This window comes from Kineosporia babensis, from assembly GCF_021129305.1.
GTDB classification, from domain to species: domain Bacteria; phylum Actinomycetota; class Actinomycetes; order Actinomycetales; family Kineosporiaceae; genus Kineosporia; species Kineosporia babensis.
In genome coordinates this window covers 188,350-204,611 of sequence record NZ_JAJOMB010000008.1, presented here as the reverse complement: position 1 = coordinate 204,611, position 16,262 = coordinate 188,350, and the positions used below count along the sequence as shown (strand labels likewise).

At 68.5% G+C, this 16,262-nt stretch carries 12 protein-coding genes; 4 read left to right on the top strand and 8 right to left on the bottom strand.

The annotated features are described in order from the left end of the window. Positions 1-26 precede the first annotated feature (26 nt). Positions 27-1,526: a hypothetical protein gene (locus LR394_RS17120; RefSeq protein ID WP_231443050.1), complete on the bottom strand. Its 1,500-nt coding sequence runs from the start codon at positions 1,524-1,526 to the stop codon at positions 27-29. Beyond that, positions 1,523-2,455, bottom strand: coding sequence for a glycosyltransferase family 2 protein (locus LR394_RS17115; protein ID WP_231443048.1), 933 nt, complete (start codon positions 2,453-2,455; stop codon positions 1,523-1,525). Before LR394_RS17115 ends, LR394_RS17120 begins: the two co-directional genes overlap by 4 nt. A 291-nt stretch (positions 2,456-2,746) precedes the next feature. On the opposite strand from LR394_RS17115, the gene LR394_RS17110 reads away from it, so the two are divergent. From LR394_RS17110 to LR394_RS17100, 3 genes are all read left to right on the top strand, one after another. After that, positions 2,747-4,423 carry a Wzz/FepE/Etk N-terminal domain-containing protein gene (locus LR394_RS17110; protein WP_231443046.1) on the top strand — a complete coding sequence of 559 codons (1,677 nt, stop codon included), beginning with the start codon at positions 2,747-2,749 and terminating at the stop codon, positions 4,421-4,423. Between the two features lie 187 nt (positions 4,424-4,610). Beyond that, on the top strand, positions 4,611-5,714 hold the full coding sequence (locus tag LR394_RS17105) for a glycosyl hydrolase (RefSeq protein WP_231443045.1): 1,104 nt from the start codon (positions 4,611-4,613) through the stop codon (positions 5,712-5,714). Positions 5,715-5,891: 177 nt separating this feature from the next. Further along, positions 5,892-7,727: a glycosyl hydrolase gene (locus tag LR394_RS17100; RefSeq protein ID WP_231443043.1), complete on the top strand. Its 1,836-nt coding sequence runs from the start codon at positions 5,892-5,894 to the stop codon at positions 7,725-7,727. Positions 7,728-7,845: 118 nt separating this feature from the next. On the opposite strand, the gene LR394_RS17095 is transcribed toward LR394_RS17100, so the two are convergent. The 6 genes from LR394_RS17095 to lhgO all read right to left on the bottom strand — a co-directional run bounded on the left by LR394_RS17095 (position 7,846) and on the right by lhgO (position 15,163). After that, positions 7,846-9,132, bottom strand: coding sequence for an NAD(P)H-dependent oxidoreductase (locus LR394_RS17095; RefSeq protein ID WP_231443041.1), 1,287 nt, complete (start codon positions 9,130-9,132; stop codon positions 7,846-7,848). After that, positions 9,129-9,668, bottom strand: coding sequence for a dTDP-4-dehydrorhamnose 3,5-epimerase (gene rfbC, locus LR394_RS17090; protein WP_231443039.1), 540 nt, complete (start codon positions 9,666-9,668; stop codon positions 9,129-9,131). Before rfbC ends, LR394_RS17095 begins: the two co-directional genes overlap by 4 nt. Next, a complete protein-coding gene (locus LR394_RS17085) occupies positions 9,665-10,702 on the bottom strand; it encodes an NAD-dependent epimerase/dehydratase family protein (RefSeq protein ID WP_231443036.1) in 1,038 nt (345 codons plus the stop codon). Before LR394_RS17085 ends, rfbC begins: the two co-directional genes overlap by 4 nt. 55 nt (positions 10,703-10,757) lie before the next feature. Next, positions 10,758-11,579, bottom strand: coding sequence for a glucose-1-phosphate cytidylyltransferase (rfbF, locus tag LR394_RS17080; RefSeq protein WP_231443034.1), 822 nt, complete (start codon positions 11,577-11,579; stop codon positions 10,758-10,760). Positions 11,580-11,781: 202 nt separating this feature from the next. Beyond that, positions 11,782-13,428, bottom strand: coding sequence for a sugar transferase (locus tag LR394_RS17075; protein WP_231443032.1), 1,647 nt, complete (start codon positions 13,426-13,428; stop codon positions 11,782-11,784). Between the two features lie 526 nt (positions 13,429-13,954). Beyond that, positions 13,955-15,163 (bottom strand): L-2-hydroxyglutarate oxidase, encoded by a 1,209-nt coding sequence (gene lhgO, locus LR394_RS17070; RefSeq protein ID WP_231443030.1) that lies wholly within the window; start codon positions 15,161-15,163, stop codon positions 13,955-13,957. A 210-nt stretch (positions 15,164-15,373) separates the two neighbouring features. On the opposite strand from lhgO, the gene LR394_RS17065 reads away from it, so the two are divergent. Beyond that, entirely contained in the window at positions 15,374-16,243 is an 870-nt protein-coding gene (locus LR394_RS17065) for a polysaccharide deacetylase family protein (protein ID WP_231443028.1), read from the top strand. Positions 16,244-16,262: the final 19 nt, after the last annotated feature.

Sequence of the window (16,262 nt, the reverse complement as noted above, 5' to 3'; positions counted from 1 at the left end):
GGAAAGCGTCCTCAATTCTGTTCTGCCTAGGCCTGCGCCCCGGCGTCCTTGTTCCTGCGGACCATCGCGGCCAGCGCGTCCGACACCCCCACCGTTACCGGTGGGCCCCAGAGACTGGTCAGCAGCCAGGCCAGCGCCAGAGTGTGCGGCTGCAGCAGACTTCCGGACAGGAAGAAGATCATGAACAGGATGCCGGTGGGCAGCACCGGGATCGGCGGACCGCGGTACACGGCCACCACCAGGAAGGCGACGAACACCACCATCGCGATCAGGCCGTACTCGAAGGCGAGCTTGGGCGCGATGGTGTAGACCACCGCGTCACCACCTGAGCGGAACGAGGTCAGCAACCGGTCGGCCGAACCCGGCCCGGCCCCGACGAACAGCCGGGTGGCCTCTTCCCGCAGCCCGTCCGCCACCTCGGTGTACGGCTGGACGAACCGGATGTAACCCGAGGAGCCCTCCTGGGAGGTCTCGTTCCTTCGGTCCAGCAGGATGTCGGCCGCCGGGGTGGCGAAGACGATCGCCAGCCCGACCACCCCCGCCAGCACGTACGCCGGGCGGATCCGGTTCGGGGCCACGACCACCATCAGGGCCACGCACAGCACCAGCAGGATGATGCCGGTACCGGACAGCGTGGCGGCCATACCCATGCCCAGCAGGGCCGGCTGCCAGGCGGGCGCCCGGATCAGCAGCGCGACCACCAGGGCCACGGCCAGGAACTGGCACAGGAACGAGGGCTCCAGGAAGACGAAGGCGTTGGCCTTCGTGGTCGGGTCGTTCCAGGCCAGCTGGTACGACACGTTGTAGTTCTGGAGCAGGAAGTTCTCCGGGACCACGTTCAGGATGAAGTCCTGGTAGACCCAGACGCCGGCGTACTGCGAGGCCAGCTGGAAGATCCCGACCACCGAGGCGACCAGCATGATCTGGGTGTAGAACCGGGCCACCGGGACGAACAGGTCGCGGAACTGCGAGCTGATGCAGAACACCCAGGGGATGTAGATGATCAGCAGGAGCAGGACCGAGTTCACCGAGACCGACGATCCCGGGGTGAGACCGGCGAAGAACGTGGCCAGCATGACCAGCCCGGCCGAGGCGATGAACAGCTCGCTGCGCACCCGGTTGTAGCGGACCCCGCCACGCAGCCGGGCCAGCACCAGGAACACGTACATCGCGACCAGCGGCACGGAGATCGGGAAACCGCCCAGCGGCAGCGCGAACCGCTGGAACACCACGCACAGCAGCAGGGTGATCTTGATCAGCCGGAGCATGTACTTGCGGTCGGCGTCGCTCACCTGGCGGTTGGGCAGGGCGTCGACCAGGCGCAGCCGCTCGGAGCGCTCGTCGTAGGCGGCGAGGGCGTCCAGGCTGGGCTGCGGGCTGGTCTTGGCCCGGCGCCAGCGGTTGCGTACCTGCTTGACCAGCCGGGCGCTGTCGTACGGCTGCTGGCCGGTACCAGGCCCGGCCGAGCCGCCCGGCGGCGTACCGCCGGGCAGTCGGGTCGAGCCGGATCGGGGGGTGTTGCTCACGCCCTGGTCACCGTCCGGCCGGCCACGCTGGCCCGCCCGCTGGTGATCCCGAGGACGTAGCTCCAGTGCTCCTGGGCCCGGCCCCGGTTGCCCTTGGCCAGCGAGGCCAGCGCTCGCACGCCGTAGCCGAAGGTCAGCGCCAGGCGGATGCCGCGCGCGGTCTCCAGGCCGTTGTGCTGGGCCACGTAGCGGGCCATCGAGGCCCCCCGCAGGCGCAGCATCTCCTTGGAGGGCGCGCCCGAGTTACCGGCCGCGTGCTGCACCAGCACGTCGGTGCGCAGCGCCTGGGTCATGCCGTACTCGCGCACCGCCCGGCCGAACGCCACGTCCTCGTTGTAGACGAAGAACTGCTCGTCGAACCCGCCCAGATCCTTGAACGTGCTCACCCGCACGGCCATGCAGGCACCGGTGGTCCAGTCCACCTTGATCGGCAGGTAGGGCCGGGGCCGGGCGAACAGGCCGGCCTGCGGGGCGACCTTGTGCAGGCCGACCGCATGGACGATCGAGCGGCGCAGGGTGGGCTCCCAGCCGCCGGTGCCGATCTCCACCGTTCCGTCGCCGGAGACCGTGGTGGCCGCCGCCGAGGCGATGTTCGGCTCGGCCGCCAGCATCGAGACCAGAGCGTCGAGACCGGTGACCGTCGGGCGGCAGTCCGGATTGACAAAAATCACATAGTCGTAGGCGCTGCTGCGGGCACCGATGTTGGCTGCGGTGGCGAAGCCCTGGCCGGGACCTTCCTGGTACCGGGCGTTGGGGCGGCCGCTGATCAGCTCCCGCAGGCCGTCGGCCCCCCGGGCGTTGTCGATGATGGCCAGCGGGATGTCGGCGGGCAGCCCGGCGAGCAGGCCCTCGATCTGTGACCGGCTGTTGTAGCTGACCATGATCAGCTCGTAAGCAGGTACGGCGCCGTCCTGGGCGCTTGACTCCACGTCATTCCTCCTGTGAACCGGCTTGCCGTGTGGTGCTTGATGAGCACGACGTAACAGCCCGATGGCCCTGTGTGGCCGGCTGGGGTCCAATCGTCGCAATCATCGGGGCGATACAGCCCAAGGCTGCGCAACTCTGCCGCTCAGGCTAGGCGTTCGTGACAGACTGTCGCACGGATACCGGGTGGCTCAATGCAGAGGAACCCATCCGGCTGCGGGGCACTTGACCCATTCGGCCGCACTACGGGGGGTGCTGCGGGCCGGCAATAATTTTCGCGACCAGGAGGAGTACGCGTGCAGGACATTCTGGCGGCGCGCCAGGCCGATGGCAGTTCGGCCGCGGAAGAGGCGCCCAGCCTGGTGAACGCCATCGTGCGGGAACGCTGGGTGGTGCTGGCCTGCGTCGTGGTCGCGGCTCTGCTGGGCGTCGGGCTGAGCACGGTGCAGTCGTCGAAGTACACCGCCGAGTCCAAGATCTTCATCAGCGCGCAGGGCGATTTCCAGCCCCTGGTCGACCAGCCGCAGAACGATGTCGCCCGGTACATCGCCAACCAGACCGTCCTGCTCACCACCAACGAGGTGCTGCAGACGGCGATCGACGACACCCCGCTGCCCGGCGTGACCACGCGCGAGCTGTACAAGGAGATCGCGGTCACCTCGTCCGAGGACGCCTCGGTGATCACGGTCGAGGCCACCGCCTCCTCCGCGGCGCTCGCCAAGACCACGGTCGACGGGGTGGTCGCGGCCTACCAGAAGGTCCGCACCGCCCAGGTCGCCGCCCAGGTCAAGCAGGTCGACGACACCACCGGCACCTCGGTCCTCCAGCGCAACGCGGTCGAGGCCGCGGCCGCGGTCTACGGCAACGGCGTGAACAACGTGCAGCTCGCCGACGTACCCGAGTCGGCCTCCTCACCGCAGCCGCTGCGCAACGCGCTGATCCTGGCGCTGATCGGCCTGATCGCCGGTACTGGTTACGCTCTGTACACGCAGTCCTTCTCCCGGCGTAAGGTCGGCCCGAACGAGGCCAGCGCGATCTTCGGCGCCCCGGTCCTCAGCGAGGTCCCCGACCGGGGCCGGATCGGTGCCGACGACGCGATCGCCGCCGCCTACTCCGAGCCCGGTGACGCCTACCGGATGGCCGCGGTCGGTCTGGACTACATCCGTGGCACCGCCCCCGGGGTCTTCCTGATCACCGCCCCGCACGACGGCGCCGGCTCCAGCCTGACCGCGCTGAACCTGGCCGCGGCCGCCGCCGACCACGGTCGCCGGGTGTTCCTGCTCAACATCGAGGACACGGTGCGCCCGCAGTCCGAGGCCGACCACGGCGTGCTCCGGGTTCCGCTGCACGACCTGGCCCAGGGCCGGATCGACCTGGGCCACGCGGTGGAGCGCAAGGCCGCCTCGCGGGCCCAGTTCGGGATCATCCGGCTGCAGGTGCTCCAGCCGGTCCAGGGGCACCCGGTGCCCGACGTGCAGGCCATCCTCGACCAGCTCCCGGACGACACCGACCTGGTGCTGATCGACGCCCCGCCGCTGCCCGCCTCCTCGGCCTCGTTCGTGCTGGCCGGTCAGGTCGACGCCGCGGTCGTGGTGCTCGACGAGGCGACCACCCCGGCCGACCTCGAGGAGCTCCAGCGGCGCTGCCGGCTGGCCGGCATCCCGGTGGCGGGCCTGCTGGTCAACCACATCCGCCGGCCCAACACGACCAACAGCCGTCGCCGGCAGCGGGCCGCGATGAGCGCCGAGCCGAACCGGATGTACGACACCTCGCCGCGCGGGCTGCCGATCATCAACAGCGGTCAGGACTCCGGTGGTTTCCCGGCCCTGGGCGGGGACGACCGTGGCTACGGTGCCCCGCAGGGCGGCGGCAACTACGGCGGCGGGCGTCCGGAAGACGCGGATCTGCCCTGGAACGACGTCACCCGCTCGGGTGGCTCCAGCGGTGGCCGCGGTGGCGGTCGCCGACGCTGAGCAGGACAGTTTCGACGGACGGCCATCGGGAGACCTCCCGGTGGCCGTCCGTCGTTTGCGCGCTGCTGGCAGAAGCTGCCGCCTACCTGAGCTGCGGCTGAGTGACGGTTGACCGGCTTCCGGCCAAAGGTGACGCTGAGACTTGATAGGTCACTGCTCACTCCAGATCCGGACGGCCTGAAGCCAGATGCTCGAGCTCACCAGAGGAACGGGAGGGCCGCCGCGCGCGGTCGCCCGGCGCCGGCGCCGACTGCGCCTGTTCGCCCTCGTGGCGGGCGTTCTCGCGGTGCTGCTGGCGGTCGCCGCGGGCGTGGGCTACTGGCTCTGGCAGCGCGACCCGGTGGGAGATGCGGCGCTGTCCGGCCCGATCCCCGAGCGCACCGTGCCGCCGCTGAAGAACGGCGTGTTCGTGGGTACCGAGCCGGATCAGGCGCAGGCCTTCGCCGAGTGGTTCGGCGCCGACCTGGACGTGGTGGTGGACTTCTCCAGCCGGACCAGCTGGGACGAGATCGCCGACCCGGCGTACATGATCGAGGCCTGGAGCGGCACCGGCTACCAGCCGTCGTACTCGATCGCCCTGCTGCCTGAGGACGACGCCTCGGCCACGGTCGCGAACGGCGCCACCGGCGCCTACAACGAGTACTACCGGCAGTTGGCGCAGAACCTGGTCGAGGCCGGTCAGGGCAACGCGATCCTGCGGCTGGGCTGGGAGTTCAACCTGGAGACGTCGCGCTGGGCGACGCCCGACACGGCGGCTTTCATCGGTTACTGGCGGCAGATCGCCGACACCATGCGCTCGGTGCCCGGCCAGGAGTTCAAGTTCGACTGGAACCCCAACAACGGCAAGAACAAGTACGACGCGGTGGAGTACTACCCGGGCGACGAGTACGTCGACTACATCGGGGTAGACGCCTACGACGTGGCGTACACCTGGCGCACCTACCCCTACCCGGACGGCTGTGACGTCGACTGCCGCTCCGACCGGCAGGAACGGGCGTGGGAGAACGCGATCTACGGGGGCAAGCGCGGCCTGGAGTTCTGGGCCGACTTCGCCCGGCACCGCGGAAAACCTCTCACCCTGCCGGAATGGGGTCTGTGGGAGCGCGAGGACCGGCACGGCGGCGGGCTCAACACCTACTACCTGCAGCAGATGCATGCATTCATCGCGAACCCGGACAACGGCGTCGCCTACCAGGCTTATTTCGAGTTCAACGGCCACGACGGCCCGCACAAGCTGATGACGACCTATCAGGAGGCCGGGGAGACTTTCCGTTCCCTTTTCGCGAAGTAAAGGAGTCGCCTGCTCACCCGCTGTGTTGTTTTCAGTAGGGACGCAAAGGGCGAAGCGGACGCACAGAGAACCGATTACACTCTCTGGGCGTGACCCTCCTTTACTCCTGCGCGCCTGGTGACCGCTCCGGCGGCCCGTCAAATGGTGCCGAATCGGGCCGGGAGTCGGTGCCAGGTCATGCCTGAATACCCTGTCAGACCGTCGCACCCGTACGGCCAGGATCCGGCAGACGAATCGCCCGCACGCCCGCCCTACGACCGGGACGGCCGGCGCGCCGCCGCCCAGGACCACCAGTACGAAATTTCTCGGTACGACGACGGTTACGAGCAGGGGCACCGGCCCGGCCTCGAAACCGGTGACGACTCCAGGTATCAGCCGGGCTACGAAACGAACTATGAGCAGGGGTACGGCGAACCGCGCTCGGCGCAGCGTGGTTCCCCTGACGAGTACGCCCTGGAGAACCGCCTCGACCGGCAGGCTCAGGACGAGTTCCCCGAGCGCCCGGCCCGCGGTTTCGCCGGCCGCCGCCCCCGCCGGGAGGACGAGAACCGGCGCCCCGAGGGCGAGCAGCAGGAGGGGCCCCGCACCCGGTTCCGCGCGATCGCTCCGCTGACCACCGCCTCCGGAAAGATCAAGGCGATCGTCGCTCCTGGCCGCAATGAGCCGGAAGACGAGTACGACCAGCGCCCGGACCGGTCCCGCGACGAGCGGGAGGACGCAAAAAGCCTCAACATCCAGGGCCGTCGGCCGAGTTTCTTCGATATGGATTCCGAGGCCCCCGATCTCGGCTGGGCCTCTGGCGACGGAAAGCGGGTTCCCGGGAACGGGGCCAGCTTCCCGAGCCTCGGCGGCAGCCGCACCGGTCCACCCCCGCGCCAGCAGCCCCAGTCGTTCCGGCAGCCCAAACGCCGCAAACCGCGTCTGCCGTTGATCGCTGCCGTGATGGTGGTCCTCCTGGTCGTCGGCGGCATTGCGTACGCACTGGTCGGCGGGGGTAAGGACGAGACCGCTCCGGTCACCCCGGCCGCGGGCGCCACCACCCCGGCGGCCGAGCCCAAGGCCGAGGAGACCGAGAAGCCGGCCACCTCCGGCGCGGCCGGCAAGGTGGGCCTGGGCGTGTACAAGGGCACCTCACCCTCGTCGGTGAACTCGTTCGGCAGCTGGCTGGGCCGTCAGCCCACCTACGCCATGGACTACTCCCAGCGCACCAACTGGGAACAGATCGCGGCGCCCACGTACATGCTGAACACCTGGCAGAACACCGACTACCAGATGGTCTTCGCGGTGGCCATGCTGCCCACCCGGGACAGCACGGCCACGCTGGCCGCGGGCGCCGACGGCGACTACGACCGGCACTTCGAGCGTCTGGCCAAGAACCTGGTCGCCTACGGCCAGGGTGATGCGATCCTGCGCCTGGGCTGGGAGTTCAACGTCAACTGGCCCTGGCACCCGAAGGCCTCGGACCGGGAGGACTTCATCAAGTACTGGCGCAACGTGGTCACCACCATGCGCGCGGTGCCCGGTGCCGAGAACCTGAAGTTCGACTGGAACGTCAACAACGGCGGCGAGACGTACGACTCCACGCTGTACTACCCCGGCAACAAGTACGTGGACTACATCGGGGTGGACGTCTACGACATCTCCTGGGCGGAGAACAGCTACCCCTACCCGAGCGGCTGCAAGGCCGCCTGCCGGGTGGCGCACCAGGAGCAGGCCTGGGCCACCGTCATGGACGCCACCTACGGCCTGTCCTTCTGGTCGAACTTCGCGCAGTCCAAGAAGAAGCCGCTGTCCCTGCCCGAGTGGGGGCTGTGGGACCGCAGCGTCGGTGATGGTCACGGCGGGGGCGACAACCCGTACTTCATCGAGCAGATGCACAAGTTCATCGACGACCCGCGCAACAACGTCGGTTACCAGATCTACTTCGACGTCGACGTGGGCGACAAGGGTGACCACCGGCTGGACAGCATGCCCAAGGCCGGCAAGGAGTTCCAGAAGCTCTTCGGTGAGTAAAAACTGAGGACGTCGGTGGGCGCCAGGTGCCCACCGACGTCCTCAGTTCTGAAAGCCCTTTTACCGCACACCAGAACGGCCCCGGACCAGAAGGTCCGGGGCCGTCTCGATCGGCAGATCAGGCGAAGAGGTTCGCCTGCTCGATCCGCAGCTGGTCGATCAGCCGGCCCTCGGGCAGGGTGACGTCGGCGTAGGTGAGCACCTCGTCCTTGGCCACGTCGCGCAGCAGCACGCAGCCTTCGGTGACACCCATCGGCAGCAGGTTCTCGTCCTTGGTGACCGAAGCCTTCTCGGCCACCGAGTACGTGTCGTAGCCACCCAGGCCGTCGATCGTCTGACCGGCCTTCAGGTCGCGCTTGGCGACCGCGACGACCTCGACCGTGGGCGCGCCCAGGGGCTGCATCACGGCGTCGTTGAACAGCACGGCCCGCGCCACCGACAGCGGAACTTCGAAGTGGCACAGGTGGTACGGGGTGTAGAAGCTGTACAGCGGGCCCTCGCCGAGCTTGTACAGGTTCAGGTAGTGCTTCTGCTTCGGGTCGTCGTGGGTGGCCAGGACGAAGACACCCGGGCCGGGCTGGCTGCCGACCACGTAGTCCACGTAGCCGCCGGCCGCCTTGAGCTCCTCGACGTCGTACGCCTTGGTCAGCTCGTCCACGTGGGCCCGGTGGTCGGCACCGCGCATGCCGCGCTTCTCCACCGTCATGCCGGTCGCGTTGGCCACGATCGCCTGCTCGAAGGAGATCTTCGTGCCGTCGGCGAAGGAGGTCACCATGTGGGGGTCCTGCCCCCACTGCTTGGCGAAGCCTTCCTGCGTGGTCGGGTTGCGGTACTCGTCCTGCAGGCCCTTGATGTTTCCGCAGACCAGCGGCGTGAGGCCGATGCTCTTGACGAAACGCACCAGGTTCATCTGGACGCCCGGCTGGTCGCCGTCGCAGCCGGTCACGATGACGCCCTTGGCGTCGGCGCGGGCCTTCAGCGCGGAGCCGACGGTGCCGTCGACCTCGGCGTTCAGCAGCACCACGTGCTTGCCGAACTCGATCGCCGACGTCACCACGTGGGCGCCGTACTCGACGTTGCCGGTGGCCTCGACGATCGCGTCGATGCCCTCGGCCTCGGTGACCGCGGCGTAGTTCGAGGTGATCACCGGGGTGCCGGCGGCGACCGCCTTGGACGTCGCCTCAGCGGTCTCGGTGACCTCCCACGAGGTCACGCCGGCCTCGGTGTACGCCCGCTCGGCGTTGGCCTGGGTGCGGTTGACGATGGCCGCCACGACCATGCCGGGAACCGAGTTCACGACCTGGTTGACGAAGCCCCGGCCCATGAAGCCGGCGCCGACCAGGGCCACCCGGACCGGGTTGCCCTCGGCCTCGCGCTTGGCCAGCGCGGTGTCGACGATGATCACTTCGCGGCACCTTCCAGCAGCGCCCAGGACTTGTCCTTGTCGCTGATCACGGTGACCTCGTGCGGCCAGGTCAGGCCCAGGGCCGGGTCGTCGTAGCGCTGACCGCGCTCGGCGTCCGGGGTGTACTTACCGGTGACCTGGTACATCACCTCGGTGTCGTCGACCAGGGTCTGGAAACCGTGGGCGAACATCGCCGGCACGTAGAGAGCCTTGCGGTTCTCCGCGGTCAGCTCGACCGAGACGTGCTGCAGGTAGGTCGGGCTGTCCGGACGCATGTCCACGATCTGGTCGACGATCGCGCCGCGCACGCAGCGGATCAGCTTGACCTCGGGGGCGTAGTCCAGCTGGTAGTGCATGCCCCGCAGGGTGCCGGCCTTGTGGTTGTACGACATGTTGCACTGCTCGACGGCCGGGTTCAGGCCCGCGGCCTCGAACTCGGCCACGTCGAACGTCCGGGCGAAGAAGCCGCGGTCGTCCTCGCGGCGCTCCAGCTCGACGATCGCGACGTCGGGGATGTGCTGCTTGGTGATGATCACTTGGCCGCCGCCTCCTTGGTCCAGAACAGGTCGGCGTCCAGCTGCTTGGTGCTGATCAGGTGCTCGAGCTGCTTCAGGCGGGTGTGGCCGCGGCCGGTGAAGGTGGCCTCGTCCATGTCGATCGCCTGGAAGACCTGGTGCAGCTGGGCGGCACCCTTCTGGGCGTCCCAGTCGCAGGAGAAGCCGGGCAGCTGCGAGGAGATCTTGTCGAAGTTCACCTTGTAGCTGCGGTTGTCGCCACCGGCCGGGCCGAAGGTGACCTCGCAGCCCGGGAACTCGGCGCCGACCGTCTCGGCGATCGTCCGGACCTGGTAGTTCTGCTCGTTGCTGCCCACGTTGAACTTCTCGTTGTGGACGGCCTCGCGCGGGGCCTCGAGGGCGCAGTAGATCGACTTGGCGATGTCCAGGCCGTGCACCAGCGGACGCCACGGGGTGCCGTCCGAGTTCATCGCGATCTTCTTGGTGGTCCAGGCCAGGCCGGACAGGTTGTTCAGCACGATGTCGAACCGCTGGCGCGGGGAGGCGCCGAAGGCGGTGGCGTTGCGCATGAACGTGGGCGAGAAGTTGTCGCTCGCCAGGGCGCTCAGGTCGCGCTCGACCAGGGTCTTGCAGTCGGCGTAGGCGGTCTGCGGGTTGACCGGGGAGTTCTCGTCCACGGTGCCCTCGGCCACGCCGTACACGCTGCACGAGGACATGTAGACGAAGCGCTCGACGCCAGCCTGGATCGCCATCTCGGCGAGCTTGACCGAGCCCTTGTGGTTGACCGTGTAGGTGACCTCGGAGAGCAGCTCACCCAGGGGGTCGTTGGACAGCTCGGCCATGTGCACGATCGCGTCGACACCCTCGAGATCCTCGACGGTGATCTCGCGGATGTCCTTGGCCAGCGTCTGGGCCGTGAACGGGACGCCGTTGTACAGCCAGCCCTGCCGGTAGTAGCCGGTGTCCACGCCGATCACCTCGTGACCGCGCTTCATCAGCTCGGGCGCCACCAGGCAGCCCAGGTACCCCTCGGTGCCTGTCACCAGGACCTTCATGGTCAGTTGCTCCTTGTTGTATACGTCGGTCGAACGATCGGAAGGGAGGGGAGACTCAGTCCTGCCAGAACTTCCAGGACGCCTCGCCGCGGTCCCACATCTTGTTGAGCTCGGTCCAGTCCCGGTAGGTGTCCATACCCAGCCAGAAGCCCTCGTGGCCGTTGAGCGAGAGCTGCCCGTCCCGGGCCAGTTCCTGCAGGGGCTGCTGCTCCAGCATCATCGAGTCGTCGTCGATCTTCGACAGGTACTTGTCGATGAAGCTGCGCTCGAACATGAAGAAGCCGCCGTTCACCCAGCCGGTGGCCAGGGTGGGCTTCTCGTTGAACTCGACCACCTGGTCGCCCTCGACGTGCATCTCGCCGTAGCGGCTGGTCGGGTGCACCGCGGTGACGGTGCCGATCCGGCCGCCGGCCCGGTGGGTGGCGACCACCTTGGAGATGTCGACGTCGCCGACGCCGTCGCCGTAGGTGAGCATGAACTGGTCGGCCTTGAGGTGCTCGGCGACCCGCTTGACCCGGCCCACGGTGCCGGTCTGCAGACCGGTCTCGACGAAGGTGATCTCCCAGTCCTCGACCTTGCCGGCCGAGTGGAAGACCGGCTCGGAGCCGTCGTTGGTGAGGGTGAAGTCGCCCGCGGCCTGCCGGTAGTCCAGGAAGTACCGCTTGATCACGTCGCTCTTGTAGCCCAGGCAGATCACGAACTTACGGAAGCCGTGCGCCTGGTACATCTTCATCACGTGCCACAGCACCGGGCGGCCGCCGATGTCCACCATCGGCTTGGGCAGCTTGTCCCCGCTGGCCTCGCGCAGCCGGGTGCCCATACCTCCGGCGAGCAGGACTACGGGGATCTCGGAGACGTCGGGCTGCTGTTCAGTCACAGGACATTCCTCGCACGAATGGGGGGATTGGTGAACGGTCGGGTTCTTTGGGGTTCTTTGGGGAAGGCCCTACCCGGGGAGAACCCGCTGACGGGGCGACCAGTATGGCCGCACCGCCGGGCCCCTTGGGCCGATCCGGCCTGGTAGTGACCGGTTCGGCGCACCGTGACCACCCCGGACGGCGGTCACGGTGAAGACGTGATCAGCCGCCCTCGGCCCGGATCACGGACATAGCGGTGCGCATCAGGATCTTGATGTCGAGCCAGAGCGACCAGTTCTCGATGTAGTAGTTGTCGAACCGGGCCCGCTCGGCGATCGAGGTGTCTCCGCGCAGGCCGTTGACCTGGGCCAGGCCGGTCAGGCCGCACGGCACCCGGTGCCGGGCGACGTAGTGCGGGTGCTGGCTGCGGAAGGTGTCGACGAAGTGCGGGCGCTCCGGCCGGGGACCGACCAGGCTCATGTCGCCGCGCAGGATGTTCAGCAGCTGGGGCAGTTCGTCCAGCGACGAACGGCGCAGGAACTTGCCGACCGGGCCGAGCCGGTGGTCCTGGGCGATGTTCCAGTTGGTGGCCGACTCGGCCTCGTTGACCGGCTTCATCGACCGGAACTTCATCACCGAGAAGTGCTGGCCGTCGACGCCGACCCGCTCCTGCTTGAACAGGATGCCCGGGCCGCCCTCCCAGCGCACCGCCGCGGCGATGACCGCCATCAGCGGGGACAGCAGGAACAGCGCGAAGCCGGAGAAGGCGATGTCGATCCCTCGCTTCACCTGCCAGGCGCGGCTGCGGTAGGCGGCGCGGCGCAGGCGCACCAGGGGCATACCCCAGGCGGTGTCCATCTCGGCGCCGATGTGGTGCAGCTCGAACAGCCGGGGCACCACGAAGATCTCGCAGTGCAGCCGGTCGCAGGTGCGGATGATGTCGACCAGCTCGGACTCGCGCATCGAGCCGAAGGCCACGATCACGTTGCGGACCTGGTGGTCCAGCAGGACCTCGACCAGCTGCTCGGGCCGGCCCAGGATGCGGTGCGAGGCGCTGACGCCCGGCCGCGGCGGGTCGATGTCGAGGAAGCCGATCGGCTGCAGGCCGTACTGCGGGTGCTGGGAGAGCGACTCGGCCAGGTAGGTGCCCACCCGGCCGGCGCCCAGGATCAGGGTGCGGTGCGCGATCCTCCCCGTTCGACGGGCGAAGCGGACCAGGCCGTAGGCGGTGGTGCGCAGGCAGACGGTGGCGACGAAGGTGACCGCGGCGGCGATCAGCAGCTTCCAGTCGACCATCTCCACGTCCCAGCGCAGCTGGTTGAGCGTGAGCTGGCCGGTGACCGTGAGGGCCAGGACGACCAGCAGGCGGCCGGAGATGGCCGGGATGTCGTCGAGGATCGAGGGCGACAGCCGCGAGCGGTACAGGCCGCCGGTGGCGTAGGCCGCGATCAGCAGGATGGTGAAGATGCCCATGATCGGCCGCAGCCCGCCGGACGCCAGGGCGCCGGCCACGCAGGCCACCAGGTCCAGCAGCACCAGCATCGGGCGGATCCCGGCGCGGACCAGCGGTCCGGCCCAGGTGCCGGCCGGCGGGTCGTCGTCCTGGGCGTTGCCGCCCGGGCGCAGGTCTGCGTGCGGCGAGTTCAGCTGGGGGATCTGGATCGGCTGGGTGGCCATCTGCTGGTTGAACGAGGCCTGCGGGGCGAAGCCGCCGTAGCCGTTCTGCGACTGCTGTGAGCCGGCCAGGTGCTGGGCGGGCGCGGCCTCGCCGCGTACGTCGATGACCAGCCGTGCTTCGTCCGGGTGGCTGCCGTCCGGGGACGGTCCCCCGGAATTGCCGGCCCTGCCCATCGGATCACGGAGCGTCACTACAAGCCCTCCCTGTCGCACTGTGTCGTCCGCAGCCCCGCACTGCCGCCACTGCCAAAGTACGGTCTCGCCAACCTCATCGTTAGCCAATGCCGAGTTCGTTACCGCAACGCACGTGTCGAGTGACGATTTTGGTTTCAGTGACTACGTTTCGTAGTCACTCGCGTAACTTCGACGGTTAAATCGGGCAATCCGAAACCGTTCTTCCGGACTTTTACCTTCGTAACCGCCGAACCTGACCAGTCAGGGAACCATGGCCGATCGGGTGAGGTTCATATATACGTTCACCTGAGCCGCTGTGCCCGAAGGACCGACAGCAGCGCTGCTGCCCCCCGGGCGTAAGCATGCCAGGGCACCGGACCGGATGTGCCCAGGGCACCCAAGAAAGCATCAAGAATCCGGAAAATCGCACGTTCCGTAACTGGCTGTGAGGCTCACGCGGCGCACAGGCCCCCGGCCCGGGACCGGCGGATGAACGCCAGGCGACGTCCGTCCGGACCGGTCCCGCTCCGGTCCTACTTCAGAGTCACTTCGTGACCATCAGGTCGCGCAGCTCGTCGGTGATGTACTCGGCGATCGCCATCGAGCTGGTGGCCGCCGGTGAGGGCGCGTTGCGTACGGCCATCACCTTGTCCAGCTTGGAGATCCGGAAGTCGTCGACCAGCGAGCCGTCCCGGTCGACCGCCTGGGCCCGCACCCCGGCCTGGGCCTTGACCAGGTCGCCGGCCTGGATCTCGGGCACGTACTGCTGGGCGAACTTCACGTACAGCCGCTTGCTCAGCGAGCCCGCCATCTCGTTGGCGCCCATCTTCCAGTGCTGCGCCGCGAGCTTGCGGAAGCCCGGCCACTTCAGCGTCTCGAACAGCTCCGAGGCCTTGAAGGTGCCGTTGGTGTACCCCTCGCGGGCGAAGGCCAGCACCGCGTTCGGGCCGAGGTCCACGCCGCCGTGCACACGCTTGGTGTAGTGCACGCCCAGGAACGGGTAGTCCGGGTTGGGCACCGGGTAGATCAGGCCCTTGACCATGTGCGTGCGCTCGGGCAGCAGCTGGAAGTACTCGCCGCGGAAGGGCACGATCGCCGGGCCCGCGTCGTCGCCGGCCCAGGTGGCCACCTTGTCGGACTGCAGACCGGCGCAGACCACCAGCCGGTCGAAGACCATGGTGCGGCCGTTCGACTTGACCTGGACCTTGTTGTTGTACTGGGTGATCCCGTCGACCGGGAAGTTGAACTCGATGCTGCCGCCGGCCGCGCGCACGTCGTCGGCGTAGGCGTCGGTGATCGCCACGTAGTCGGTGATCGCGGTGCGGGGGGAGTGCAGGGCGGCGACACCGGCCGCGTACGGCTCGATCTCGCGCAGGCCCACGTTGTCCAGCCAGGCCACGTCCGGCACGCCGTTCTTGGCGGCCTTCTCCTGGATCTTCTTCAGACCCGCGACCTCGGCGTCGTTGATCGCCACGACCAGCTTGCCGCACTCGTCGTAGGGGAGCTTCTTCTCCTGCGTGTACTCCTGCAGCAGGCCCACGCCGCGACGGCACAGCGTGGCCTTGAGCGAGCCCGGGGTGTAGTAGAGCCCGGCGTGCACCACACCGCTGTTGTGCCCGGTCTGGTGAACCGCCGGCCGGTCCTCCTTCTCCAGGACGGTGATCTGCGTGCCGGGGTAGACCTCGGTGATCCGCCGGGCGACTGCGAGACCGACGATTCCGGCGCCGATGACGCCGACGTGCTGAACGGACATCTAGGGATCCTCCGAATTCAAAGAGAAGTCGAGCGTATCCAGACGAGGGGGGTGGTGATGACCGAGATCGGCCCGGAGTAACTGGATAGGTGTACTCCGGCAGCGGAGGGTGGACCATTTACCCCGGTTCGGCCGCCTCAGTGCTCTACGGCGGTGGCGCAGCGTGATGTCGGCGCAAAACTGACGGTGGGTGCGGATAGGTTGGCCACCATGACTGAGGCCTCCGTTCGGCCCGCCGCCCGGCGGCCGTTGCTCGACCTGTCCGCCCGGCTCGTGCGCCGCGGTTACGTCTGCGACTACGAGGTCGGCGAGCGCCAGCTGCCCGAACCGGACAAGGTGCTCAAGTACGGCCGCCCGGCGCTGCTCGCGGTCAGCACCGTTGCCGCGGTCGCCACCTCCGAGAAGGTGGTCGGTCTCACCTACGACGACGGGCCCGACCCGGTCTACACCCCGCAGGTGCTCGAGGCGCTGGCCGCCAGCGGCAACCGGGCCACCTTCTTCGTGATGGTGGAGCAGGCCGAGAAGTACCCCGACCTGGTGCGCCGGATCATCGCCGAGGGCCACGAGATCGCCCTGCACGGCATCGATCACACCCGGCTCAGCTCGCTGCCGATCAAGGAGGCCGTGGCGCTGATCCGCGACGGCAAGTCCCGGCTGGAGCGGATCACCGGCCGCAAGGTGCTGCTGTTCCGTCCCACCTACGGCGCGCAGACCATCGGGCAGTACCTGGCCACCCGGGCGCTGGGGATGGACGTGGTGGTCTGGTCGGCCTGGGCCCGCGACTGGGACGGCTCCGACGCGGCCACCATCGCCGAGCGCGCCATCGGCTCCCTGCACCAGGGCGGCATCGTGCTGCTGCACGACTTCTCCGGCGACGGCGTAGGCGCCTCCGACCCGGAGACCGGCGAGGGCCTGGACCGCGGCGAGGCGACCCGGCTGCTGCTGGCCGGCATGGCCGAGCGCAACTACACCTCGCGCACCTGCAGCGAACTGCTGGCCAAATACCCGGCCGTGCGCACGGTCTGGGCCGAGAAGCGTGACCCGAACCGTCCCACCGGCGGCATGCCCGACGCCAACTGATCCAACCAGAACTGGAGAC

What these genes read in the sequence shown, in the direction of transcription:
- LR394_RS17105 (WP_231443045.1), top strand. Translation starts at nt 4,611, where the DNA reads ATGCTCGAGCTCACCAGAGGAACGGGAGGGCCGCCGCGCGCGGTCGCC.
- LR394_RS17100 (WP_231443043.1), top strand. Translation starts at nt 5,892, where the DNA reads ATGCCTGAATACCCTGTCAGACCGTCGCACCCGTACGGCCAGGATCCG.
- LR394_RS17085 (WP_231443036.1), bottom strand. Translation starts at nt 10,702, where the DNA reads ATGAAGGTCCTGGTGACAGGCACCGAGGGGTACCTGGGCTGCCTGGTG.
- lhgO (WP_231443030.1), bottom strand. Translation starts at nt 15,163, where the DNA reads ATGTCCGTTCAGCACGTCGGCGTCATCGGCGCCGGAATCGTCGGTCTC.
- LR394_RS17065 (WP_231443028.1), top strand. Translation starts at nt 15,374, where the DNA reads ATGACTGAGGCCTCCGTTCGGCCCGCCGCCCGGCGGCCGTTGCTCGAC.